Here is a 22,880-nt window from a genome sequence, read left to right as displayed (position 1 = left end):
GTCCTCTACGGGGCGCCCGGCCCCGCGGCACCGGGGGGCCCGCCGGGCGGATGGGCGGGACCGAGAGCGACGAGCAGGCACAGCAGCGCCAACGTGAGCGCGAGCGGGCCCATCAGGAGGTTCTCCCACCGGCCGGCGGAGGCGAAGTTGCCCACGGAGCTGAGGCCGAGCAGGAGGGCCAGCGCCCAGACGCCCCACCGGTAGAGGCCGGCGGGGCCGTCGGCCGTCCACAACCCGGCGCGGCCGAGCACGATCAGGGCGGCGGCGCACAGGACGACGGCCGAGGCGACGCTGCCGAGGCGCAGGGCGACGGGCAGGCGGGTGTGGTTGCCGCCCCAGGCGGCCCGGCCCAGCGGGGCGCCCAGCGCCAGGACGATGTGGAAGACGGCGACACCGGCCAGCCCGGTGGCGGCGGCGGCCGCCGCGATCCGCATGATCGACGCGCTCATGCGTCCTGCCCCGGGTGGTGCGCGTGGCCGTCGCTCACAGCGCGGTCCAGGCGCCGCCGGATCCGGGCCGGGGCCGCGTGAAGATCATCGAGGTCGGTACGGAGATCGCGCAGCCAGTCGAGCTCGGCGGTCAGGTGCCGGATGCCGTTCTCCAGCGTGGCGGTGGCCAGCAGCCGGTCCAGGGCGGAGGGTACGGCGCCGGAGGCGGTGGTGCCGGTGCCGGTGGTGTCGGTGTCGGCGATGGCGTCGAGCGCGGTCGCCGACTGCGCCGCGATGGCGCGCAGGACGCCGAGCCGTTCCCGGGTAGCGGCGATCCGCGCGTCCAGGAGCGCGGTGGTCTCGGCCACCGGCAGGCGGCCCGCGAAGAACACCTGCACCATGAACGGCTCCCGCACGGCCTGCGGTCCGGCCGGGGCGCGCAACCACGCGTCGAGCTCGGCCCGGCCGGAGTCGGTGAGGTGGTGCTCCCTGCGGGCGGGCCGCCCCTCCTGCGGGACGACGCGGACGTGGACGAGCCCGTCCTCGGTCAGCTGGGTGAGCGCCCGGTAGATCTGCGCCTGATCGGCGTTCCAGAAGTGCCCGACGCTCCCGTCGAAGTATTTCTTCAAGTCGTAGCCGGTGAGGGGCTTGAGGGAGAGGAACCCGAGCACCGCGTGGCGGAGGGACATGACCGTACGATATGAGACTCATCCAATATATGACAAGTCTCATATGGGCGGCCCGTGCGGGGCGGCACCCCCGGCGCGGCGCCCAACGGTCAGATATTTCGGCGGGTGCCGAAGTAATGAGGGTGATAATCGAACATATGGACACCCTGCACGCACATCCGGCGGGCACCGACCTGGCCTCCGTGGCCAGGCTGCTGGCCGACGGCACCCGCGCGAGCTTCTGCGTGGCCCTGCTCGACGGCCGGGCCTGGACGGCGACCGAACTGGCGCGCCATGCGGGGGTCGCGGCCTCGACCGCCACCGAGCACCTGAACGCGCTCGTGCGCGGGGGCCTGCTCGCCGAGGAGCGGCAGGGGCGGCACCGCTACGTACGGCTGGCCGGTCCCCACGTCGCCGAGCTGATCGAGAGCCTCGCCGCGATGGCGCCCGGCCGTACCGCGCCGCCCCGTTCCCTGTCGGCGGACGGCCGCCGGCGGGCGCTCGCCCACGCCCGCACCTGCTACGACCACCTCGCCGGAGCCGTCGCGGTCGCGATCACCGACACGATGACGGAGCGGGGGCTGCTGGACTGGGAACGCGGGCTCAGTCTCACCGCCGACGGAGAGGCGTGGCTCGGGCGGCTCGGCGTCACCGTCCCGGCGGGCACGCGCCGGCCGGCGGTGCGGTCGTGCCTGGACTGGACCGAGCGCCGCTCCCACCTGGCGGGCGCCGTCGGCGCCGCCATGTGCCGCCACGCGTTCGACGCGGGGTGGATCGCCCGCATCGGCACCACGCGCGCCGTGACGGTCACGGCCACCGGCCGGCACGCGTTCCAGGACCACCTCGGCCTGCCCGAGGAACTCCTCGCGCGGAAGTGAGCGATCCCGGACGCCGGCCGAGCTCGCAGAGGCTTTCGCCGTCGCCCGCGTCGGACAGGCATCTGTCGGTGCCCGTGCCGCCGCCGGGCCCGGCCGTCACCGGGACCAGTCCGGCGATCGTGGGCGCTTTTCGCATGTCGCACGCCTTCCCGGGGGCGTCTGGACTCCAGTACGGCAAAGCGTCGATAGCGGGAGCTACGGATAAACCCACAGAACGGATGTGCCGAACGTCCTTGCACCCGGATCGCGCCACGCGTCGGCGACGATGGGCGCGGGCCGGTTCCATCGGCGGTCGATCGCCTCCGGCGCCCGGCCCCGGCAGACGCGGAACAGGCCGTCGAATACGGAGCGAGGACATGGTCGTGGGCGCCGACGAGCTGGAACTACGCCTGGGGTCGCGTGCCGACCGTGAGTGGATCTACCGGCTCCGTCATGAGGTGTACGCCCGCGAGCTCGGCCAGCACGCCGTCAACGAGGCCGGGCGGCTCAGCGACGAGCTCGACGAGGGCAACGTCTACCTCGTGGCGGCCCGGCGGGGACGACCCGTCGGGTTCATCAGCGTGACGCCCCCGTGGCGGGGGCGCTACTCGATCGACAAATACCTCCGGCGCGAGGAGCACCCCGTCTTGAACGGGGATGGCCTGTTCGAACTCCGCATCCTGACCGTGGACCCGGACCGGCGGGGCGGGCTGACCGGGAAACTGCTGATGTACGCGGCGCTGCGCTGGGTGATGGCGCACGGGGGCCGCACCATCGTGGCGCTGGGCCGTACCGAGCTCCTCCCGATGTACCTGACGCTCGGACTGACCCCCACCGGCGCATCGGTGCGTTCGGGAGCCCTCACCTTCGAGTTGCTGACCGGTGAGGTGGCCGACCTCGCCGAGCGGACACTGCGGACGTACGAGCCGGTGCTGCGCGCCCTGGAACCGGGGCTGCGCTGGACCCTGGAGACGCCCTTCCTGCCCGCCGCGGGCGCCTGCGAGCACGGCGGCACCTCGATCGAGGCGCTGGGCCGCCGGTTCGACACCCTGCCGGCGCACGGCGACGTCGTGCCCGCCGACGTGCTCGACGCCTGGTTCCCGCCCGCTCCCGGAGCCGCCGCGGCTCTGGCCGACCACCAGGACTGGATCGCGCACACCTCCCCGCCCGCGCAGGCCGAGGGACTCATCGAGGAGATCGGGACCCGCCGGGGCCTGCCCGCCGAGGCCGTCGCGGTCGGGGCCGGGTCGTCCGACCTGATCTTCCGTGCGTTCCGCGGCTGGCTGGACGCCTCCTCCCGGGTGCTGCTGGTGGACCCCTCCTACGGCGAATACGCCCACGTGGCCGAGCGGGTGATCGGCTGCCGCGCCGACCGGTTCGCGCTCCGGCGCGAGGAGGGGTGGCGGATCGACCCGGACCGCCTCGCCGACGCGCTGCGCGAGCGCTACGACCTGGTGGTCGTCGTCAATCCCAACAACCCGACCGGGGTGCACCTCGACGCGGACGACTTGCGCGAGGTGCTGGCGGCGGCCCCGGGCGGGACCCGGTTCTGGATCGACGAGGCCTACGTCGGCTACGCCGGTCCGGGACAGTCGCTGGAACCGTACGCCGCGACCGCCGACAACACCGTCGTGTGCACCTCCCTGTCCAAGATGTACGCGCTGTCGGGCCTGCGGGCGGCCTACCTCACCGCGCCCGAGCAGATCACGGCCGAGTTGCGCCGCTGGACCCCGCCCTGGGCGGTGAGCCTGCCGGCGCAGATCGCCGCGGTGCACGCACTCCGCGACCCCGCCTACTACACCGGCCGCTGGGCGCAGACCGGGAAGCTCCGCGCCGAGCTGGCCGCCGCGCTCGCCGCGATCGACGAGGACGTACACGTCCAGGAGTCGGTGGCCAACTTCGTCCTCCTCGGGCTGCCGCGCGGCGGCCCCGGCGCCGCCGGCCTGGTCCGCCGGTGCCGCGGCCGGGGCGTGTTCCTGCGCGACCTGTCGCCGATGTCACCGGCCTTCGAAGGCAGGACGGTACGGATCGCGGTGCGCGACGCCGCCGCCAACGCCCGGATCGTCGCGGCCGTCGCCGAGGCGCTGCGCGACCTGCGGAACACGGTGTGACGGGCGGCGGGACGACGGGCGTCGATGTGATGGACGTCGATGTGATGGACGTCGATGTGATGGGCGGTGGGGTGACCGGCGTCGGCGACCTGATCCCCTACATCGCCGGCGCGCTCGTGATCGGCGGCATCGCCGTCGCGTTGTCCCGGCGGCGGGAGTACATCCTGCGGTGGTGCGTCTGGGCGGTGGCCGTACCGGTGGTGATCGCCATCCTGCACGCGGGCCCCGGCGGGGCCGCGGCCCTCGCCGCTGCGGTGGGCGTGGTGTGCGCCGCCGAGTACGGCCTGCTGACCCGGCTGCCCCGGCCGGACCGCGTGATGCTCGCCACCGCCGTGGCCGCGCTGCCGGTGACCGCCTGGCTGGCCCCGGCGCAGTCGCCCCGCGTGTTCGGCGGCGCCGTCCTGAGCGTCGCCCTGGTCCCGCTGTTCGCCGGTGACGCGGCCGGCGGGCTGAAGCGGCTGTGCCTGGGCGTGCTCGGTGTCGTCTGGTTCGCGCCGTTGATCGGGGTGGTCCTGCTCGGCCCGGCCGCCCTGGCGCTGTTCGCCGCGGTGTCGGTCGCCGACATCACCGCCTCGTTCGGCGGCCGTCTGCTGGGCGGGCCGCGTCTTTCGCCGCTGTCACCGGCCAAGCACTGGAGCGGCGTCCTGACCGGGACCGCCGCGGGCCTGGGGGTGCTGGCGCTGCTGGACGCGTTCACCCCCGCCCTGGCGACGGCAGCGGCGTTCGGCGCCCCGCTGGGCGACCTGCTGGAGTCGATGGTCAAGCGGGGCGCCGAGGTCAAGGACTCGGCCTCCTGGCTGGTGGGCGCGGGAGGGCTGCTGGACCGGCTCGACTCCCTCCTGCTCGCCCTCGCCCTGGCCCTGCTGCTCAGCCTCGGCTGATGAATCGTCGCTACTCCCGGGGGCGTAGCCCGGCCGGAGGCTGCGCCGACCGTGGTAGCGGCGGATGATCCCCGGAGGGGACGCCCCCGGCCGGCGGCCGGAGGACGATTGCGGATCATGAGAACCTCAGCCGGATATGTCCACGGGGCCGCGTTGCTGGCCACGGGGCTGCTCGCGGGCGCCTTCGGGTACGGCGCGGCCAACGTGATCCCCACCTTCAGGGCCGTCCCGATGGATGTGCGCCTGACCTTCCACACCATGATGATGAAGGTCAACGAACCGGTCATGCAGAGCACGATGGCGCTGGCCATCCTCACCTCCTTCGGCCTGGCGATCGCCGCCCGGGGCCGGTCGCGGCGGCTGGCGCTCGGCGCCGGGGCGCTGACGCTGACCGCGCTGCTGATCACCGTGTTCGGCAACATCCCGCTGCACGCGCACTTCCGGCAGTGGGCGGCCGGCGCGGTCCCGGCCGGACACGCCGAGATCATCCAGCGATGGGAGCTGTTCCACACCCTCCGCACACTGGCCGCGCTGGCCGCATTCGCACTGCTCATCGCCATCGCCGTCGTCGTCCGGCCGGTTTCACGAGCCGGGACGCCCGGGGCGATCGAGGTCAGGTCGTGACGGCGCGTTCGAGGAGCGGGCGGTGGCGGATCATCCAGGCCGCGGACCGTGCCCGCCAGGCCACCGCCCAGAGCGGTTCGGCATCGGCGGACTCGGGCGTGATCCGGGCCTGTACGGCTTCGGCGACGTCGTCGTCGTGGAGCTGCGCGTTCAGCCGGGCGGTGCCGACGACGCGCGGGCTGCCGGTGAATCCGACGCGCTCCAGATGATGGAGCAGGGCATGCGCGGCGGGGGTCCACGGCCCGGCCGGGCGCAGCACGGTGTCGCCGTGGCGCAGGACCGTGGTGGGCCGTCCTTCGGGGCCGGTGAGTCGGCGGTCGGCGGCGAGAGGGCTCAGGCCCCGGTGCGCTCCGCGGTCGGAACGGCGGCAGGGGACTCGCCGAGAACCTCGGTCGCCACGATCGACCTCCCGGATCGGGCTGGACGCGTCGTCCGAACGCTGCCACGGCGCCTGCGGCGACCGCAACACGATTCCCGGTCGGCCGGGTGGCGGAGCCGCCGTCACCCGCGGGAGGGACGCCGTGCGGCGCGGCGCGGACTACCTTTCGTGTTCCTCCCACTGAGCCGAGCGCGCGCGAAGGACGACCCGTGTCCGCTCGCGTCGTCGCCGGCGGCCGGTCGTCACCTCATGGAGCGATGATGAAGAGAACACTTCCCCGGCCTCGGCGCAGGACGGCGCTGATCGTCGTGAGCGCGGCGATCCTGGTCGCCGCGGCGGCGGTCGTGGCGGTCGTCGTGCTGAACCGTCCCGCCGCGGACAAGCCCCCCTTCACCCTCTCCACCCCGCTCGTCTTCCGGCCCGTGCTGGAAGTCGAGTACAGAGACTCCTGCACCGGTGCGGAGCTGCCGGGAGACGAGAGCGGCACGTGCTACCGGCTGGGCGAGGGGATGACGGTCAGGCAGGCCAGGGAGGTGCGGGAAGCAGATTTGGACGGGGTCGAGTGGGCGCTTCTCGTCTCCCTCACCCCCGCCGACGGCGCCGCGTTCGCCGAGCTGACCGGCCGCCTGGCGGCGGAGCCCGACCCCCGCAACCAGATCGCCCTCGTCGTGGACGGGAAGATCATCAGCACTCCGGCCGTCCTGGAGCCGATCACCGGTGGAGAGGTCCAGCTGACCGGCGGGTGGAGCAGCCGGGAGGACGTCACCGCATACGTCGAACGGCTCACCCCCTGACGGAGGGCGCGGTCCCGGCCCGGCGCGGTCCCGGCCGGCCGGGCTCCCGCGCGCGCCAGCTGCCCAGCAGCCGCAGCGAGGTCTCCGAGGGGGAGCCGGCCTCGGCGGTGTAGACGACGAGCACCTGGTCGGGGTCGTCGGGCAGGCGCAGCGACTCGTAGTCCAGTACGAGCTCGCCGACCAGCGGATTGCGCAGCACCTTGCGGCCGTTGGTCTTGTCCTTGACGTTGTGGTGCGCCCACCACCTGCGGAAGTCCTCACTCTTGACCGACAGCTCGCCGACCAGCGCGGCCAGTTCGGGGTCGTCCGGGTAGGCCCCGGCCCGCAGGCGCAGGTAGGCCACCGTCTCCTGCCCCTTGGCCCGCCAGTCGGCGAACAGCGCGCGGACGTCCTCGTTCAGGAAGATCATCCGTGCCCAGTTGCGCTCCGCCGGCGGCAGCGCGCCGAAGTCGAGGAACGCCGCGGCGGCCATCCGGTTCCAGGCGAGCACGTCACCGCGGCGCCCGATGACGTAGGCGGGGATGCCCTCGGCCATGTCCAGCAGACGCCGCAGCCCCGGGCGAACCCGCTCCGGGCGAGGTGCGGGACGGCGCCGCGCGGGCGCCGGGCGGGCGAGGTTGCGCAGGTGCGCGCGCTCGGCCTCGTCCAGCCGCAGCGCACGCGCCACCGCCTCCAGGATCTCCTCGGAGACGTTGTTCGTACGGCCCTGCTCCAGCCGCACGTAGTAGTCCACGCTCACCCCGGCGAGCTGGGCCAGCTCCTCCCTGCGCAGCCCGGGGACGCGGCGGCGGGCGCCGCCGAACGGCTGCAGCCCCACATCCTCGGGCCGCAGCCGGGCCCGGCGGGTCCGCAGGAACTCGGCCAGATCCGCGCGCATGTTCACGGTGTCCAGTATGAGAGCGCGCATCCGCCTCATCATCGCCGACGGGCTCGGCCGGGTCGACCTGGTGGTCAACAACGCCGGCGTGATGCTGGCCGCGCCCTTCGCCGACGGCCGCGCCGGCGAGTGGCAGCGCATGATCGACACCAACCTCTCCGGCGCGCTGCGCGTGGTCGACGTCTTCCTGCCGGACCTGCTGGCCGCCGCGGCCGACGGCCGTACCGCCGACCTGGTCAACATCTCCTCGGTCGCGGCCCACGGCGTCTTCCCGAGCTTCGCGGTCTACTGCGCGACGAAGGCCGCCCTGTCCCACTTCTCCCGCAACCTGCGCGCGGAGCTCGGCCCGCGGAAGGTCCGCGTGACCAGCATCGAGCCCGGCCTGGTGGCCACCGAGCTGCAGGGACACGTCGACCACCCGGACGTGAACGCGGCGATCGACGACTGGCGCGAGGCCTTCGACTGGCTGTCGGACGCCGACCTGGCGGAACTGATCGCCTTCACCGTCGCCCGTCCCCGGCACGTCAACTTCCCGCAGATCGTGGCGATGCCCACCGGGCAGGTGTGAGGCGACCCCGCCGGGCCGGACGCCCCGGGCTCCGGGCAGGTCCTGGACGGGTGGGTCCTGAACCTGGGAGCGGGTACGGCGAGGCGTGACCCTAGCGCTGAGCCCGTGCGAGCGCCCTGACGGTTCCCCTGGCCATCACCTTCGTGTGCTCATCACGCTCGCGAGCCAGCCGCGGCGCCCACGGCGGTTCCCCGCGGCCGGCGCCCGCGGGCTCCTGGCGGTAGAAGATGTCGATGTCGACCTCTTCGCCGCCCATGACCAGGGTGTCCCACGCGCCGCTGACGACCAGGGTGCGCAGGGTCTCAGCGGACAGTTCGCCGAGGTGGGCGCGGAGGGAGGCGTCGTCGGGCAGGCCGGTGACGCGCCGGGTCAGGCGGGTCCGGATACGCCGCAGCCGCTCCATGAGCACTTCGACGTCGGCCTCCCGCGTCGCCTGCGCGTCCTCGCCCCCGCCCGCGAGGGCCGTGGCGATGTCGTCCTTGATGGCCCGGGTGACGCCGTGCTCATCGGTGGTGACCATCGCCTGCCAGGCGCGGCTCTTGTGCCGGTACTGGAGCATCGCCATGGCCGCCTCGTGCCGGATGAAGTCCGCGTCGCGCAAGGGGTGCCCGCGCCAGGCCTGGCTGAGCGAGCGGGCCAGCGAGATGGCCGAGGCCAGCCCGCTGTTGAGGCCACGGCCCGGCCAGAAGTGGATGGCGTTGGCCGCGTCGCCGAGCAGGAAGCCGTACGTGCCCGGCGTGGACGCGGTCGGCGCGTGCAGGCGCGCGGTGAACCGCGGCCGCTGCACCATGTCGAGCCGGAAAGCGGTGACGGCGCTCAGGTCGCTCTCCCGCACGCCGAACATGACCAGTCCCTCCTTGACCCGCCGCCACAGGGCGGAGCCCTTGAGCAGAGCGGGCAGGAACAGCGTGCCGTGGGTGGAGCAGCGGAACTCGCCGTGGTCGTTGCGTCCCATCATGCAGGGGCTGGCGGCGACGCACTGCTCGAAGACGTGACGGACGGGATCGATCCCGATGACCTCCATGGCCTCCTCGTCGGTGAGACGCATGTTGAGGAAGCCCTCGCCGTCCAGGGCGTTCAGCAGGAAGCGGTTCTGGGCCACGGTCAGCAGGACGCTCATGGCGTCGGGCAGGCCGGACCGCACCCGCAATCCCAGCACGACGTCCTGCAGGTGCCGGCCGTCCAGGGAGTAGATGGAGCTGTCCGCGGCGCCGAACTTGCCGGCGAAGTGCTCCCGCGTGCGCGACCGCCCACCCTCGCAAATGGCCAGCACGTGCTCCTGTTTCACGCTCTCGCCGTGCTCCTCGGGCGAGAAGCGGGCGGGGACGAGCCGGATGCGACCGGGCTTGTCGCCGGCCAGCTCCAGCAGCCTGTCCTCGATGGCGGCGATGCGGAGGTTGCGCGGCGCGTGGCCGCGGATGGAGTCGGGGCCGGCGGGCCACATCTCGGAGTACGCCCCGGGGGTGAACAGCCGCTCCTGCACCGGTCCGGGGAGATTCAGGTACTGGCGGCTCTGGACCGTGACGACCTGCTGGCGGCGGACGTTGCCCTCGGCCTGCCCCTTCCACACGATCCGCGAGTCCTTCTCCGTCCAGCGCCCGTCGTAGACGGTGACGGCGACCCGCGGGCCCATGAGGTCCTCCAGGAGGAGCGCGAGGCTCAGTCCGACGGGACCGCCGCCCGAGATCGACACCCTCAGGACCGGAAGCGATGGGTCGAGGAGCGTGGCGGCCCCGTCGGCTGCCCCGTCGACGGCTCCGTCGACGGCCTCGTCGGCTGCCAGGAAGCGGAAGCGCTCTTCGCCGATCATGATCAGGTCGCCCGGCTGGAGCACGTGCGATGTCACGCGCACGCCGTTGACCAGGGTTCCGTTCCGGCTGCCCAGGTCGTGCAGGACGTAGCGCCCGCCCTCGTGCCGCACTTCCGCGTGGCAGCGTGAAGCGCGTCTGCTGGCGATCACCACGCTGGAGGCGGGCCCGCGGCCGAAGGTGGTGGGCGTGCCGCCGAGCGTGAAGCGTTGACCGGAGAGCGGGCCGTCGTCTCCGACGATGACAGGAGGCATGGGTCCCATCGTGAGCGAGCGTGCCCGGCCGTACCGCTGAAAAATACGCACACGGCTCCAGCCGGCTCAGGACTCGCCCGTCCGGAGGCGCCCGGGCGGCCCCGGAGGCGCCCGGGCAGGTCCTAGAGGTAGAGGCCGGTGGTGTCGGGGGCGGGGGTCTGGGCGGTCACGCCGTCGCGGAGGGCGAACAGCTCGGCGAGGGTGGCTCCCGAGGGGGAGAGGCCCTCGGCGGCGCCGAGCCAGGCGGCCGCCTCGTCGTACGGGAGGGCGCCCACCTCGACCTGGGCCAGGCAGCGGCCCGGACGGACCACCGCCGGGTGGAGGCGGGCCAGATCCTCGTTCGTGGTGACGGCCACCAGGACGTCGCGGCCCTGGCCGAGGAGGCCGTCGGTCAGGTTGAGCAGGCGGGACAGCCCCTGGCCCGCCGCCTCCTTGGCGCCGCCCCTGATCAGCTCGTCGCAGTCCTCCAGCACCAGCAGGCGCCACTTCTTGCCGTCCTCGCCGTCCTCGCCGTCGTGGTGGGAGTCGGCGCCGACGGCCACCTCCATCAGGTAGCCGGGGGAGCCGAACAGCCGCTCCGGGTCGAGCACGCAGTCCACCTGGCACCACGACCGCCACTGGCGGGCGAGGGTGCGCAGCAGCGTGGTCTTGCCGGTGCCGGGCGGACCGTGCAGCAGGAGCAGACGGCCGTGGATGTCGTCCGGGGTGAGGGCCATCAGCCGGGAGAGCGGGGTGTGCAGGGACCTGGCGTAGTTGCCGCGCACCTCCGCCCACGGGGAGGCGGTGATCGGCTTGCCGGAGCGGCGGCTGCCGTGGCCGTTGTGCCACCAGAAGCCCATCTCGACGTGGTCGCTCTCCGGGGCGGGCTCCGTCGCCCCCTCGGAGATCTCGGCGATCACCGTCCGGGCGAGATCCTCGCTGACCGCGGTCACGCTGAGGGTGGCGGACCGGTTCCGGTACCGGATCACGCGCAGCGTCCAGCCCTCCCCGGTCACCAGCTGCGACTCCCGGCCGTCGTCGTCGCGGGCCGCCCGGACGAGCGTCCCGCCGGCGGGCATGAGCGGGGCGTCGGAGCGGACCCGCTCCAGGTTCGCCGTACGGGCCCAGGGCTGGGAGCCGGTGGCGAACGGGGACAGCGCGAGGGCGTCGATGACGTCGGCGGGGCTGTCGGCGTCGTCGAGCCAGATGTTCATCGGCAGCTCCGCCGGGTGCTGCTCCGGCGCGAAACGTACCTCCTTCAACACGGACATGACGCCATGATCCCGGCCACGGCCGCGGAGGTCGAAGGGTTTTCCCGGCCCGTGCCGCGGCCGGGAACTCTTGGTCGGTAACCCGTGGCCGGGGACCCGCGGCCGGGAATCCTCGGTCAGGAACTCTTGGTCAGGTCGCCCGTGTAGGTGGTGCCCAGGCCGAGGCCGTCGACCCAGCGGTAGGCGAGGGTCCGCTCGTCCGTGCCCTTCTGGGTGAGGTCCAGCGGACCCTCCACGCACGCGGCGGGATCGTCCTGTTTCAGATCGAAGCTGAGCGTGGAGCCGGTGACCTTGGTGAGATTGAGCGTTCCGGCGCAGCCTGAGGTCGGCTCGGTCCACTTCCCGGAACTCGCGCCGGCCTCCAGGCTGATCGTCACGTCGTGCTCCTTCAGCCCGATCGGGATGCTGGGCTTGATGTGCCCGGACCACGTGCCCGCGAAGGCGGCCGGGATCTCCAGCCCGTCTCCGGCCGGCGGGGAGGAGGCGCTCGCGGAGGGTTCCGCTGCCGAGGGCTCCGCGGAGGCGGTTCCGTCCGGGCCGGAGGCGGTGCTCTCGGCCGGCGGGGAGCCGGTCGCGGACGTCGGGGTGGACGTGGCGGCGCCGGGGCCGTCGAGGCGGTCGCCGAGGGCGATCCACGCGACGATCCCGGCGGTGGCCAGCACGGCCACCACCACCAGGACCGAGGCCGCCACCAGCCCCCGGGAGCGGGTCCGCCCCGTCTGCGTGGTGAGGGCGGACCGGCCGGGGCCGGTCCGCTCCGGGGTGGCGGGGACGCCGGGACCGGGGCCGGAGCGGGGGAAGCCGGTGGGAGCCGGATCGCGGGGCGAGCCCGTGTCCCCCGGGGCGCCGGCGCCGTCCGGCCGGCCGGAGGGGAAGGCGCCGCCGTCCGGCGGGCCGGCCGGGGAGGCGATCGCGCTGCCGAGCCGTACCAGGTCCTCGGTGGAGGGCGGGGTGCGCGTGCCCGGGTCCACCAGGCCGATCATCAGGTCGCGGGCGGTGGGGCGGCGGGCGGGGTCCTTGTCGAGGCAGGAGGCGATGAGCGCGCCGTAGCGGGCGGGCAGCGCCGACAGGTCCGGGTGGAGGGTGAGGACGCGGTGCAGCACGGCGGGCACGGTGTCGGCCCCGAACGGGGCGCGCCCGCTCGCCGCGCAGACCATGGTCGCCGCCCAGGCGAACACGTCGGAGGCGGGGGACGCCGGGGAGCCGGAGATCTGCTCGGGGGACAGGTAGGCCGGGGTGCCGACCAGCCCGGAGGTGTGGGTGGCCGCGCTCTCGTCCCGGGCGATGCCGAAGTCCACCACCCGGGGGCCGTCCGGGCCGAGCAGCACGTTGGCGGGCTTGAAGTCGCGGTGGACCACCCCGGCGGCGTGGATCGCGGCCAGGGCGGTGGCCGTGCCGACGACCAGGCGTTCCAGCTCGCCGCCGCGCAGCGGGCCGCCCTGCTTGACGCGCTGGTCGAGGGAGGGGCCGTCGACGAACTCGCTGACCACGTAGGGCCGCGGCCCGTCCACCGAGGCGGTCAGCACGCGCGCCGTGCAGAACGCGGCGACGCTCTCCATCGCCGCCAGCTCCCGGGCGAGCCGCCTGCGGGACTCCTGGTCCGCGCGGTACAGCAGTTTGACCGCGACCGGTTCGCCGTCGGGCGCGCGCCCGAGGTAGACGACGCCCTGACCGCCTTCGCCGAGCCGGCCGACCAGCTGGAACGCGCCGAGCCGTACGGGGTCGCCGGGCACGAGAGGAGTCGCCGTCACGGTGGCAAGGCTAGCGATACCGAACGGTACGGGCATAGGGCGGGTTCCGGCATTTGCGATGGACGGCGGAGCCTGATCCGTTTTCCTGAGCCGCGTCATACCGATGTCCAAGGTAGATCAATCGGTAAACCTCCCGGCGTGCCGCGCGTCACCTATTACGCTCCGATTAGGCACCATTGCTCAACCCCCTGGAGATTTCTGTGGCCATCGACCTCGTGTCCCGCCGTGAATGGGGGGCCCGCTCCCCGCGTGGTTCCTACAGCTCCCTCACCTCGACCAGAGGTGTGAAAATTCACTACACGGGCGGTCGGGTCGATCCCAGAATTCTTGACGATCACGCTAGGTGCGTAAATTTGGTGAAATCCATCCAAATCCACCACATGGACGGGAACGGATGGATAGATATCGGCTATTCCATGATCGCGTGTCCGCATAAAAAGGTATTTGAAGGACGCGGACCCAAGCGGCTCCCGGCCGCGAACGGTGCCGGTCTCAACAGCGCGCACTACGCGGTCCTCGGCCTGGTCGGCTCGTCCGGCCTGGTCCAGCCGAACGACGCGATGCTGCACGCCATTCTCGACGCCGTCGACCACCTCCGCGACCGGGGCGGCGCGGGCCGCGAGATCAAGGGCCACCGCGACGGTTACTCGACCTCCTGCCCGGGCGACCCCCTCTACCGGTGGGTACGGCGCGGCGCCCCCCGCCCCGGCGGCGGGGACCCCGAGCCGCCGCCCGAGCCGCACCCCTCCTTCCCCGGCCGCACGCTCAAATACCCGCCGGTCATGGTCGGCGAGGACGTCCGGACCTGGCAGCGCCAGATGCGCAGGCGCGGCTGGGACCTCGACGTCGACGGCCTCTACGGCGAGGCCTCCCGGGCCGCCTGTCGCGCGTTCCAGGAGGAGAAGGGCCTGGCGGTCACCGGCGCGGTCAACCGCGCCACCTGGAACGCGACCTGGGAGGCGCCGATCACCTGACCTTCGGGACCTTCGGGACCTTCGGGGACTTCGGGACCCGTGCGTCCTCCGCCTCCTCCGCCGGCTGCGGGAACGCGGCCTCCGGGGCCCGCGCGACCTGCGGGGCCTCCACGGGCTTCAGGATCTCCCCGGTCTCCTGCGGATGATGGCAGGCCACCCAGTGATCCGTGCCGATCCGGCGCATCACCGGCTCCTCGGCCGCGCACAGCGGCGTGGCCGCCGGGCAGCGGGTGCGGAAGCGGCACCCGCTGGGCGGCGTCACCGGGGACGGCGGCTCGCCGCTGATCAACTGGTCGGCCGGGGGCAGGCCGAGCCCGCCGCGCGGGATCGAGGCCAGCAGCGCCCGGGTGTAGGGGTGCGCAGGCCGCTCGACCAGGGCGTCGCCGGAGGCGAGCTCGCACACCTTGCCGAGATACATCACCAGGATGCGGTCGCTGACGTTCTTGACCACGGCCAGGTCGTGGGCGATGAAGACCAGCGTCAGCCGGTAGCGCTCCTTGAGCTCCTCCAGCAGGGCGAGGATCTGGGCCTGCACCGAGACGTCCAGCGCGGAGACCGGCTCGTCGCAGATGACGATCTCGGGGTCGAGCACCAGCGCCCGGGCGATGGAGACGCGCTGGCACTGCCCGCCGGAGAACTCGTGCGGGCGCCGGGTGGCGGCCGTGGCGGGGTCGAGCCCGACGGCCGTGAGCATCTCGTCCACCCGGTCCGCGCCCGCGCCCCAGACGCGCGGCCCCTCGGCGACGATGTCGCGCACCCGCCGCCGGGGGTTGAGCGACGAGATCGGGTCCTGGAAGATCATCTGCAGCCGTCTGCGGGTCCTGCGCAGCGCCTCCCCGCGCAGGGCGGTCAGCTCCAGGCCGTCCAGCCGGACCGAGCCGCGCAGCGGCGGGGGCATCTGCATCAGCGCCCGCGCCGTCGTGGACTTGCCGCAGCCGGACTCGCCGACGATGCCGAGGGTCTCCCCGCGGGCCACATCGAAGCTCACCCCGGACACCGCGTGCACGCTGCGTCCCCGCCCGGCGGGGAACTCCACGACCAGGTCCTCCACCCGGAGCACCACCTCCCCGGGGGGACGGAGGTGGGCGTTCCCGCTACCGGCCACGGCTGTCGGCTCCTTCGATCACGTCGGTCGTCTCCAGTTCCGCCGCGGCCTCCGCCACGACCTCCGCGGCCTCCGCCGCCTCCTCGAGCTCCGCGGCCTCCTCGGCGGCCTTGAGCGCCTCGGCCGTCCCGGAGGCTCCGGACAGCTCGGGCGACGTCTCGACGACCCCGGCCCCGGTTCCCACGGGGTACCAGCAGGCGTAGAGGTGGTCGAGGGTCTCCGCCTGGAACAGGGGCGGCTCCTCCTGCGAGCACCGTTCCCTGGCGTAGGGGCAGCGGGGGTGGAAGGCGCAGCCCGACGGCGGGTGCGCCAGGTCCGGCGGGCGGCCGGGCAGCAGGCGGAGCGGGTGGTGGGCGGGATCGGTCAGCTTGGGCACCGCCCGCAGCAGGGCCTCGGTGTACGGCATGCGGGTCCGCTCGAACAGCGAGTCGGCCGGGCCCCGCTCGACGACCTTGCCGGCGTACATCACGATGACCTCGTCGGACCACTCGGCCACCACCGACAGGTCGTGGCTGACCAGGACCACGGCCATGTGGCGCTCCTCGCGCTGCCGCCGGATCAGCCGGAGCACCTGGTCCTGGACGGTGACGTCGAGCGCGGTGGTCGGCTCGTCGGCGAACAGGATGTCCGGGCCGCACGACAGGGCCATCGCGATCGTCACCCGCTGCCGCATGCCGCCGGAGAGCTGGTGGGGGTAGCGGCGCAGGATCCGCGCGGGCTCGGGGATGCCGACCGAGGCCAGCAGCTCCGCGGCCCGGGCCCGGGCGGCCTTGCGCTTCATGCCCAGGTGGACCATGAGCGGCTCCATGACCTGGGTGCCGATCGTCCGGACCGGGTTGAGGGCCGTCATCGGATCCTGGAAGACGGCGGCCATACGGGTCCCGAGGATGTGCCGCATCTGCTCGTCGTCGAGCTCGGTCAGGTCCTGCCCGTCCAGGTACACCCGCCCGCCGCGCCGCGTCCCGGCCTCCGGGGTCAGACCGAGGACGGAGCGGATCAGCATGGACTTGCCCGACCCGGACTCGCCCACGATCGCCAGGGTCCGGCCGCGCTGCAGGGTGAAGGAGACGCCGTCCACGGCCCGCACGGCGCCGCGGGCGGTGGTGAAGTGGGTGCGCAGGTCGGCGACCTGGAGGAGGACGTCCTCCTCCACGTGGTGCGGCCGGGCGGGCAGCCGGTCGGCCTGGCGGCGCCGTACCGGCTCCAGGTTGCTCTGCCGCACGTCGGTCAGCGCCCGCAGCCGGTCGCCGATCAGGTTGAAGGCCAGCACGGTCAGGAACATGACGAAGGAGGGGATGAGGACGACGTGCGGCGCGTCCTCCATCAGGGGCCGGCCCTCGTTGATCAGCCCGCCCCAGGTGGGGGTGGGGGCCTGGACCGACAGGCCGAGGAAGGCCAGGCTGCCCTCGGCCACGATGGCCACCGCCATGCCGATGAAGGCGTAGGAGAGCACCGGCAGCGACACGTTGGGCACGACCTCGCGCCACAGGACGGTCCGGTCCCGGGCGCCGAGCACCCTCGCGGCGGCGACGAACTCCCGCTCGGAGAAGACCATGGTCGCGCCGCGCACCAGCCGGACCCAGGCGGGGACGCCGAGCACGCCCAGCACGATGAGCACGTTGAGCAGGCTCGCCCCCGCGAACGCCACCACGGCCAGCGCGAACACCAGCGCGGGGAAGGCGAGCGCGATGTCGTTGACCCCCATGATGACCGCGTCGGTGGCGCGCCGCCGGTAGCCGGCCAGGACGCCCAGGGGCGCGCCGAACAGCACGCCGAGCAGGACCGCCCCGATGCCGACGATGAGGGAGACCCGGGCGCCGTACACGACCCGGCTCAGCACGTCCCGGCCGAGGCCGTCGGTGCCGAACGGGTGGTCCGGGCCGGGGCCGGCCTGGGGCGGCCCGACCAGCGTCTCGTCGTAGCGGGGCAGCGGGAGCAGGTCGGCCGTGGCCGCCGCGGCGAGGATCAGCGTGATCCAGCCCAGCGCGAGCCAGAAACTCCAGCCCAGCCGCCTACGCACGCCGGATCCTGGGATCGACGGCGACGTAGACGAGATCCACCGCGAAGTTGACGAGCACGTAGCCGACCGAGATCAGCACCACGCCTCCCTGCACTGTCAGATAGTCACGGGCGAAGATGGATTCCACGATGAGCCGGCCCACGCCGGGCAGCCCGAAGAGCGTCTCGATGATCACCGCTCCGCCGATCAGCGCTCCGAGGTTGAGGCCGATGGCGGTGATCAGCGAGATGGCGGAGGGGCGCAGCGCGTGCCGCCACAGGATGCGGCGGGGGGACAGGCCCCGGGCGCGGGCCAGCGTGATGTAGTCCTCCTGCAGGGTGGCGATCAGGTCCGTGCGCAGCAGCCGCGCGTAGACGGCCGTCTGCGCGCAGCCGAGGGTGATCGCGGGCAGCAGCACCGACGTCAGGTTCCAGCCGAGGTCCACCGAGATCGAGGTCCAGCCGGTGGCGGGCAGCACCTGCAGCTTCACGGCGAACACCAGGATCAGCAGCACGCCGAGCACGAACACCGGGGTGGACAGCAGCCCGAAGCTGAGCGCGGTCAGCGCCTGGTCCAGGGGCCGGCCGGCCCGGCGGGCCGCCGCGACGCCGATCGGCACGGCCAGGCCGAGCGCGACCAGCTGCGCCGCGATCAGCAGCTCCAGCGTGACCGGGAGCCGCTCGGCCAGGGCCTCGGTGACGGGCACGCTCGTGGTGTAGGAGGCGCCCAGGTCGCCGGTGGCCAGGCCGCCGAGCCAGGACAGGTAGCGGGTGAACAGGGGGTCGTCCAGGTTGAGCTCGCGGCGGAGCTGCTCGCGGGCCTCCTCGCTCGCCGACAGGCCCAGGATCTGCGTGGTGGGGTCACCCGGCAGCAGGCTGAGCAGGAGGAAGGAGAGGAAGGTGACCACGAGCAGCACCACCAGGAGGCGGACCAGCCGCAGGGCTATCACGGCTGGTCGAGCCAGAGCTGGGAGAACGGGTGGTACGGGATCGGCGACCCGGTCAGCGGCATCCCCTTGGAGCCGTCGGGCAGGACGTGCTGCCCGATGCCCTTGACCTTCGTCTTGGCGACCACCGCCCCGGTGTTGAGGTGGTCGATGAAGACGTACGGGACGAGCGCGCGCAGCCGCTGCTGCACGGTGGCGTAGGCCTTCTTCCGGACGTCCTCCTGGGGGTTGCTCCGGCCGGTGTCGAGGGCGTTGCTGAGCTCGGCGTCCTTGATCCGGGTGAAGTTGAGGGAGACGGCGCCGACCGGCTGGGCGTAGTTCTGGTGCATCCAGATGTACTCGCCGTCGGGGTCGGGGGAGGAGAACTGCACCCAGACGGTGGCCTGGTAGTCACCCGTCACCGCCCGGTTGATCAGGTCGGCCTGGTCGACCTGCCTGATCGTCGTCTCCACGCCGATCTTGCGCCACATGTCCTGGGCGAGTTCGATGCCCTGCATGGTGTTGGGGTCGGGCGGCGAGACGATCTCGAACTTGACCGGTCCCTTCTCGGCCTCGACCTGCTTGATCAGCTCGGTGGCCTTGGCCGGGTCGTAGGCGGGGTAGTCGCCGCCCTGGGCGTACCACTTGGACTCCTTCGACCAGGGGCTGTCGGCCTCCTGGGTGAGCCCGCCGCGGAGCGTGGAGATGACCGTCTTGCGGTCGGTGGCGTGCGCGAGCGCCCGGCGGATCCGCAGGTCGTCCAGGGGCGCCACGGCGGTGTTGAGCATGAACATGTACTCCGGCACCGCCATCCCGGCGGCCCGGCTGACGGTGTAGGCGTCCTTGAGCCCGCCGAACTTGACGATGTCCTCGTCCCGGGTGGTGCCGATCGCGTCGACGCCGCCGGCCTCCAGGGTCTGCGCCCGGGTCTGGCTGTCGGGCAGGATCCGGAACTCGATCTCGTCGAGGTACGGGAAGCCCTTGCGCCAGTAGTTCGGGTTCTTCGTCACCACGAAGCGGCTGCCGGGCACGTACTCCTTGAACACGAACGGCCCGGTCCCGACCGGTGTGCGGCTGGCGGCCTTGGGGTCGGCGAGCGAGGACTTGGGGACGATCATGCCGATCTGCGCGGCCAGGTAGTAGGGGAAGGCCACCCAGGGGTTGTTCAGCGTGACCTTCACCGTCATCGGGTCCACGACCTCGGCGGATTTCACCGGTGCGAACACCGCCGTGTTGAGCGGAGAGGCCTTCTGGGCGTCGAGGTTGGCCTTGACGACCTCCGCGTTCAGCTGCTCCCCGTTCGAGAAGGCGATCCCGGGGCGCACCTTGACGGTCCACTCGTTGGCGTCGGTGTTGGGCGTCAGGGACTCGGCCAGCATGGGTTTCCAGTTGCCCTCGGCGTCCACCCCCACGAGGGCTTCGATGATCGTCCCGGTCATGCTGTAACTCTGGGACGCGAACTGGTCGGTGACGGGATTGAAGCCCGCGGCGTCGGCGCTGAGCGCGTAGACAAGCCGCCCGCCCGAGACGGGTGACCCCGCGGGGGACGCCCCCGCGCCCTGTGGTGGTCCGCCCTCGGTGGGGCGGGGGCCGCTGCAGGCGGCCAAGGCAAGGCATAGGACAGAAACGATGGAAATCATGGAGCGCCGCATGCGCGCCTCCTCCCGGTAAGCCCCCCGAGAGCAATTTCACCGATAGTACTATCGGTGAAAAATCTCACAAGGCCTCTGAAGCCGTTGTTCGCACCGCTTTCGGGAGCCGCGTGCCACGTAGGGTTGTCGGGGACCGAGGAGGGACGATGGCCGGCACTTCACTGAGCCGCAGCGAGGCCAAGGAGCTGACCAGGCGGCGTCTGATCCGGGCCGCGTTCGCCATCCTCGACGAGGAGGGCGAGGCCGGACTGACCACGGTCAAGGTCGCCAAGGCGGCCGGAATCGCTCAGTCGAGCTTCTATGTGCACTTCAAGGACCGGCACGAGCTGCTGCGGGCGCTCGGCGACCAGGCGGGCGAGCGGCTCCGGGCCACGATGCGGGAGGCCAGGCTGAAGGCTCACGTGGCCGGAGACGCGCGGGGCCACCGCGACGCCTTCCGCATCCCGCTGGAGGCCATCTGCCGCCATCCGGAGCTGTTCCGCATCGGCATGCGCGCCCGGCACGACCCCTGCTCCCCGCTTCAGGAGTTCGCGATCCAGACCGCGGCCGCCTACCGGGCGCACCTGGCCGCCGACCTGGCGGCCATGGGCTTCCCCACCGAGAGCGAGCACGACCGCCGCCGCCTGGAGATGGTCGCCGACGGGATCAACTCGCTGACCAACACGATGGCCGTCGGCCATCTGGAGGGGCGCTACCCGGACCTGGAGGAGGTGGTGGACGTCCTCGTCGCCTTCTCGAAGGGATGCCTGCGGGCGCTCCGCGCGCCCGCCGGCCGGGACGGGGCGGACCACCCGCAGGGGTGAGACGACCGGCGCGCGGTGTCCACTCCGTGGGACCCCGGAGGAATGTTCTACAGGCGGTGCGCCTACTATCCGGTTCATGACCGTGCCGCCTGAGGAACTCCGCCCGGCCGCAGCGACCCCGCCGGCCCCGTCGTTCCCGCCGATCACCCGTGAGCGGTGGCGGGAGCTGGCGCTCGGGGTCCTGCGCAAGTCCGGGGTGGAGGCCGGCTCGCCCGAGGAGGCGCTGGCCGCGACCACCTACGACGGCGTGACCGTCGCGCCGCTCTACGACCCCTCCGATCTCCCGGGCGACCCGGGCCTGCCGGGCGCCGCTCCCTACACGCGCGGATCCCGCCCGGTGTCCGGGAGCTGGGACGTACGGCAGCGCCACGAGACGGCCGACCCCGAGGCCGTCCTGGCCGACCTGGAGAACGGCGTCACCTCGCTCTGGCTCGCCCTGGCGCCGGAGGATCTGCCGCGCGCCCTCGACCGGGTCCACCTGGAGCTCGTCTCGGTCACACTGGAGGCGGGTGAGCGGACCCGCGAGGCCGCCGAGTCCCTGTTCGCCCTCGCGGCCCGGAAGGCGGGGTCCGCGGAGGCGGCGTCCGCCGCCCTCACCGGCACCCTCGGCGCCGACCCCCTCGCCCACCACGCCCGCACCGGCACTTCCGCCGCGGCTTCCGCTCCGCGGGGTGGGGACGGAACCGAGGCCGGGGCCGAGGGCGGTCACCGGGACGGCGGGCTCGCGGTCGCGGTGGATCTGGCCCGCCGGTGCGTGGCGGAGTTCCCCGGGCTCCGGGCGATGGTCGTGGACGCGACGCCGTACCACGACGCGGGCGGGAGCGACGCCGAGGAGCTGGGCTGCTCGATCGCGACCGGCGTCGCCTACCTGCGGGCGCTGACGGACGGCGGGCTCACCCTGGAGCAGGCGTTCGGGCAGCTGGAGTTCCGCTACGCCGCCACCGCCGACCAGTTCCTCACCATCGCCAAGCTCCGCGCGGCGCGCAGGCTCTGGGCGCGGGTCGCCGAGGCGTGCGGCGTCAGCGGGGCCGCCGGCTCAGGCTCCGCTCAGGACGGCTCCGCTCAGGACGGCTCCGCTCAGGACGGTTCCGGTGAGGCCGGTCGGCGCGCGGCGCCCGGCCGCCAGGTGCAGCACGCCGTGACCAGCTCGGCCATGATGACCGCCCGGGACCCGTGGGTGAACATGCTCCGCACCACCGTGGCCTGCTTCGCCGCCGGGGTCGGCGGCGCCGACGCGGTGACCGTCCAGCCGTTCGACGCCCGGCTCGGCCTGCCCGACGCCTTCTCCCGGCGCATCGCGCGCAACACCCAGTCGCTGCTGGTGGAGGAGGCGGGCGTGGCGCGGGTGACCGACCCGGCGGGCGGCTCCTTCTACGCCGAGCGGCTCACCGAGGACCTCGCGGTCCGGGCGTGGGAGTGGTTCCAGGAGATCGAGCGCGCGGGCGGCATGGCCGCGGCCCTGGATTCGGGGCTGGTCGCGGACCGCCTGGCGGTCACGCGGGAGCGCCGGGCGGCGAACATCGCCCGCCGCCGCGACCCCGTCACCGGCGTCAGCGAGTTCCCCAACCTCACCGAGAAGCTCCCGGTGCGGGCGCCCAGGCCGGGCGCGGGGACAGGCGCGGGGACGGGGCCGGGGTCGGGGCCGTCCCCGGACGGCGCGGAGCGCCCCGCAGGAGGGTTGCCGCGGGTCGCCTACGCCCAGGAGTTCGAGGCGCTGCGCGACCTGGCCGACGCCCGGGACGAGCGCCCGAGCGTCTTCCTGGCCACGATCGGCCCGGTGGCCGCGCACACGGCCCGCGCCTCGTTCGCGGCCAACCTGTTCCAGGCCGGGGGTGTCGCCACCGTCCTGTCCGGGCCGGAGACCGACCCGGGACGGATCGCCGCCGCCTTCGCCGCGAGCGGCACGCCGGTCGCCTGCCTGTGCTCCAGCGACCGGCTGTACGGCGAGCACGCCGAGGCCGTGGCCGCGGCGCTGCGCGCGGCCGGCGCGCGAAAGGTCTGGCTGGCGGGGAAGGGGTCCTACGCGGGAGTGGACGCCGCGCTCTACGCCGGGTGCGACGCCCTGGCCGTGCTCCGCGAGACCTTCGACGACCTGGAGGTGGCCCGGTGAGAGCCTGCCGAGGGCCGGGGCCCGGGACGGACGGGCGCGGGCCCGGCGCCGCCGCGGCGCCC

Annotated in this window: 20 protein-coding genes; 9 read left to right on the top strand and 11 right to left on the bottom strand. The window is 73.4% G+C overall.

Annotated elements, in window-relative coordinates; genetic code table 11:
* Positions 1–5 precede the first annotated feature (5 nt).
* Both Plo01_RS01500 and Plo01_RS01495 read right to left on the bottom strand, forming a co-directional pair.
* Positions 6–449, bottom strand: a complete 444-nt coding sequence (locus Plo01_RS01500) for a hypothetical protein (RefSeq protein WP_203888603.1) — start codon at positions 447–449, stop codon at positions 6–8.
* The gene (locus tag Plo01_RS01495) at positions 446–1,117 is read right to left on the bottom strand and encodes a PadR family transcriptional regulator (RefSeq protein ID WP_203888602.1); all 672 of its coding nucleotides are present in this window, start codon (positions 1,115–1,117) and stop codon (positions 446–448) included. The genes Plo01_RS01500 and Plo01_RS01495 overlap by 4 nt, the downstream gene beginning before the upstream one ends.
* Positions 1,118–1,254: 137 nt before the next feature.
* Here Plo01_RS01495 and Plo01_RS01490 point away from each other — a divergent pair, with 137 nt between their 5' ends.
* The 4 genes from Plo01_RS01490 (at position 1,255) to Plo01_RS01475 (ending at position 5,569) form a co-directional block, all read left to right on the top strand.
* A complete protein-coding gene (locus Plo01_RS01490; protein ID WP_203888601.1) occupies positions 1,255–1,974 on the top strand; it encodes an ArsR/SmtB family transcription factor in 720 nt (239 codons plus the stop codon).
* Between the two features lie 356 nt (positions 1,975–2,330).
* A complete protein-coding gene (locus Plo01_RS01485) occupies positions 2,331–4,064 on the top strand; it encodes a histidinol-phosphate aminotransferase family protein (RefSeq protein ID WP_203888600.1) in 1,734 nt (577 codons plus the stop codon).
* A complete protein-coding gene (locus tag Plo01_RS01480) occupies positions 4,061–4,945 on the top strand; it encodes a phosphatidate cytidylyltransferase (protein ID WP_239315741.1) in 885 nt (294 codons plus the stop codon). The genes Plo01_RS01485 and Plo01_RS01480 overlap by 4 nt, the downstream gene beginning before the upstream one ends.
* A gap of 117 nt (positions 4,946–5,062) precedes the next feature.
* Positions 5,063–5,569 (top strand): anthrone oxygenase family protein, encoded by a 507-nt coding sequence (locus Plo01_RS01475; protein ID WP_203888599.1) that lies wholly within the window; start codon positions 5,063–5,065, stop codon positions 5,567–5,569.
* Here the strand turns inward: Plo01_RS01475 and Plo01_RS01470 are convergent.
* The gene (locus tag Plo01_RS01470) at positions 5,559–6,035 is read right to left on the bottom strand and encodes a hypothetical protein (RefSeq protein ID WP_203888598.1); all 477 of its coding nucleotides are present in this window, start codon (positions 6,033–6,035) and stop codon (positions 5,559–5,561) included. The genes Plo01_RS01475 and Plo01_RS01470 overlap by 11 nt on opposite strands.
* Positions 6,036–6,208: 173 nt before the next feature.
* Between Plo01_RS01470 and Plo01_RS01465 the strand changes: the two genes are divergently transcribed.
* Positions 6,209–6,742, top strand: a complete 534-nt coding sequence (locus tag Plo01_RS01465) for a SecDF P1 head subdomain-containing protein (protein WP_203888597.1) — start codon at positions 6,209–6,211, stop codon at positions 6,740–6,742.
* Here the strand turns inward: Plo01_RS01465 and Plo01_RS01460 are convergent.
* Positions 6,732–7,649 carry a helix-turn-helix transcriptional regulator gene (locus Plo01_RS01460; RefSeq protein ID WP_239315740.1) on the bottom strand — a complete coding sequence of 306 codons (918 nt, stop codon included), beginning with the start codon at positions 7,647–7,649 and terminating at the stop codon, positions 6,732–6,734. The two genes, Plo01_RS01465 and Plo01_RS01460, sit on opposite strands and share 11 nt — an antisense overlap.
* Between Plo01_RS01460 and Plo01_RS01455 the strand changes: the two genes are divergently transcribed.
* Positions 7,636–8,187 (top strand): SDR family oxidoreductase, encoded by a 552-nt coding sequence (locus Plo01_RS01455; protein WP_203888595.1) that lies wholly within the window; start codon positions 7,636–7,638, stop codon positions 8,185–8,187. The two genes, Plo01_RS01460 and Plo01_RS01455, sit on opposite strands and share 14 nt — an antisense overlap.
* A gap of 91 nt (positions 8,188–8,278) precedes the next feature.
* On the opposite strand, the gene Plo01_RS01450 is transcribed toward Plo01_RS01455, so the two are convergent.
* The 3 genes from Plo01_RS01450 to Plo01_RS01440 all read right to left on the bottom strand — a co-directional run bounded on the left by Plo01_RS01450 (position 8,279) and on the right by Plo01_RS01440 (position 13,250).
* Entirely contained in the window at positions 8,279–10,249 is a 1,971-nt protein-coding gene (locus Plo01_RS01450) for an FHA domain-containing protein (protein ID WP_203888594.1), read from the bottom strand.
* A 122-nt stretch (positions 10,250–10,371) separates the two neighbouring features.
* Positions 10,372–11,499 carry a DUF5925 domain-containing protein gene (locus tag Plo01_RS01445; protein ID WP_239315739.1) on the bottom strand — a complete coding sequence of 376 codons (1,128 nt, stop codon included), beginning with the start codon at positions 11,497–11,499 and terminating at the stop codon, positions 10,372–10,374.
* A gap of 116 nt (positions 11,500–11,615) precedes the next feature.
* Positions 11,616–13,250: a serine/threonine-protein kinase gene (locus Plo01_RS01440; protein ID WP_203888593.1), complete on the bottom strand. Its 1,635-nt coding sequence runs from the start codon at positions 13,248–13,250 to the stop codon at positions 11,616–11,618.
* 416 nt (positions 13,251–13,666) lie between these two features.
* Between Plo01_RS01440 and Plo01_RS01435 the strand changes: the two genes are divergently transcribed.
* Positions 13,667–14,224, top strand: coding sequence for a peptidoglycan recognition protein family protein (locus Plo01_RS01435; protein ID WP_239315738.1), 558 nt, complete (start codon positions 13,667–13,669; stop codon positions 14,222–14,224).
* Here the strand turns inward: Plo01_RS01435 and Plo01_RS01430 are convergent.
* From Plo01_RS01430 to Plo01_RS01415, 4 genes are read right to left on the bottom strand one after another with little or no spacing between them, the layout of a single operon-like run.
* Positions 14,217–15,329: an ABC transporter ATP-binding protein gene (locus Plo01_RS01430; protein WP_203888591.1), complete on the bottom strand. Its 1,113-nt coding sequence runs from the start codon at positions 15,327–15,329 to the stop codon at positions 14,217–14,219. The genes Plo01_RS01435 and Plo01_RS01430 overlap by 8 nt on opposite strands.
* On the bottom strand, positions 15,319–17,349 hold the full coding sequence (locus Plo01_RS39900) for a dipeptide/oligopeptide/nickel ABC transporter permease/ATP-binding protein (protein ID WP_239315737.1): 2,031 nt from the start codon (positions 17,347–17,349) through the stop codon (positions 15,319–15,321). Before Plo01_RS39900 ends, Plo01_RS01430 begins: the two co-directional genes overlap by 11 nt.
* Positions 17,342–18,277, bottom strand: coding sequence for an ABC transporter permease (locus tag Plo01_RS01420; protein ID WP_203888590.1), 936 nt, complete (start codon positions 18,275–18,277; stop codon positions 17,342–17,344). The genes Plo01_RS39900 and Plo01_RS01420 overlap by 8 nt, the downstream gene beginning before the upstream one ends.
* Positions 18,274–19,692, bottom strand: coding sequence for an ABC transporter substrate-binding protein (locus tag Plo01_RS01415; protein ID WP_203888589.1), 1,419 nt, complete (start codon positions 19,690–19,692; stop codon positions 18,274–18,276). Before Plo01_RS01415 ends, Plo01_RS01420 begins: the two co-directional genes overlap by 4 nt.
* Positions 19,693–20,051: 359 nt before the next feature.
* On the opposite strand from Plo01_RS01415, the gene Plo01_RS01410 reads away from it, so the two are divergent.
* The gene (locus Plo01_RS01410; protein ID WP_203888588.1) at positions 20,052–20,708 is read left to right on the top strand and encodes a TetR family transcriptional regulator; all 657 of its coding nucleotides are present in this window, start codon (positions 20,052–20,054) and stop codon (positions 20,706–20,708) included.
* A gap of 76 nt (positions 20,709–20,784) precedes the next feature.
* The gene (locus Plo01_RS01405) at positions 20,785–22,818 is read left to right on the top strand and encodes a methylmalonyl-CoA mutase family protein (protein ID WP_203888587.1); all 2,034 of its coding nucleotides are present in this window, start codon (positions 20,785–20,787) and stop codon (positions 22,816–22,818) included.
* The last annotated feature ends 62 nt before the right edge of the window (positions 22,819–22,880 follow it).

This window comes from Planobispora longispora, from assembly GCF_016863135.1.
In the GTDB taxonomy this organism is placed as follows: domain Bacteria; phylum Actinomycetota; class Actinomycetes; order Streptosporangiales; family Streptosporangiaceae; genus Planobispora; species Planobispora longispora.
The sequence above is the reverse complement of the archived record's forward strand: the minus strand, read 5'-3'. Positions and strand labels throughout refer to the sequence as shown.